At 50.8% G+C, this 1325-nt stretch carries 1 rRNA gene; it reads right to left on the reverse strand.

Going from position 1 to position 1325, the window contains the following annotated elements:
• A 23S ribosomal RNA gene (locus tag NFU46_RS20420) occupies positions 1–1325 on the reverse strand; the annotation flags it as partial.

Below are 1325 nucleotides of genomic sequence, written 5' to 3' on the forward strand. Positions count from 1 at the left end.
ATCAATTAACCTTCCGGCACCGGGCAGGTGTCACACCGTATACGTCATCTTGCGATTTTGCACAGTGCTGTGTTTTTAATAAACAGTCCCAGCCACCTGGTCACTGCGGCTCCCGTCCGCTTAGAGAGCAAGTCTCATCACAGATAGGAGCGTACCTTCTCCCGAAGTTACGGTACAATTTTGCCTAGTTCCTTCACCCGAGTTCTCTCAAGCGCCTTAGTATTCTCTACCTGACCACCTGTGTCGGTTTGGGGTACGATTCGGTATAATCTGAAGCTTAGAGGCTTTTCCTGGAAGTATGGCATCAACAACTTCACACCCTTGGGTGCTCGTCTCGTGTCTCAGTCTTAGCGACCCGGATTTTCCTAAGTCACCAACCTACTCACTTTCACATGGACAACCAACGCCATGCTTGTTTAGCCTGCTCCGTCCCCCCATCGCAATTATACCAAGTACGGGAATATTAACCCGTTTCCCATCGACTACGCCTTTCGGCCTCGCCTTAGGGGTCGACTTACCCTACCCTGATTAACATGGGATAGGAACCCTTGGTCTTCCGGCGTGCGGGTTTTTCACCCGCATTATCGTTACTCATGTCAGCATTCGCACTTCTGATACCTCCAGCATACCTCCCGGTACACCTTCAACGGCTTACAGAACGCTCCCCTACCACTCAAAATAAATTTTGAATCCGCAGCTTCGGTGCATAGTTTAGCCCCGTTACATCTTCCGCGCAGACCGACTCGACCAGTGAGCTATTACGCTTTCTTTAAAGGATGGCTGCTTCTAAGCCAACCTCCTGGCTGTCTGGGCCTTTCCACATCGTTTCCCACTTAACTATGACTTTGGGACCTTAGCTGGCGGTCTGGGTTGTTTCCCTCTTCACGACGGACGTTAGCACCCGCCGTGTGTCTCCCGGATAGTACTTTACGGTATTCGGAGTTTGCAAAGGGTTGGTAAGTCGGGATGACCCCCTAGCCTTAACAGTGCTCTACCCCCGTAAGTATTCGTCCGAGGCTCTACCTAAATAGATTTCGGGGAGAACCAGCTATCTCCCGGTTTGATTAGCCTTTCACTCCTAGCCACAGGTCATCCCCTAACTTTTCAACGTTAGTGGGTTCGGTCCTCCAGTTGATGTTACTCAACCTTCAACCTGCCCATGGCTAGATCACCGGGTTTCGGGTCTATACCTTGCAACTACGCGCCCAGTTAAGACTCGGTTTCCCTACGGCTACCCTAATCGGTTAACCTCGCTACAAAATATAAGTCGCTGACCCATTATACAAAAGGTACGCAGTCACCCTCGAAGGGCTCCTACTGCTTGT

This window comes from Pseudoalteromonas sp. NCCP-2140, assembly GCF_023708065.1.
Taxonomy (GTDB): Bacteria; Pseudomonadota; Gammaproteobacteria; order Enterobacterales; family Alteromonadaceae; genus Pseudoalteromonas.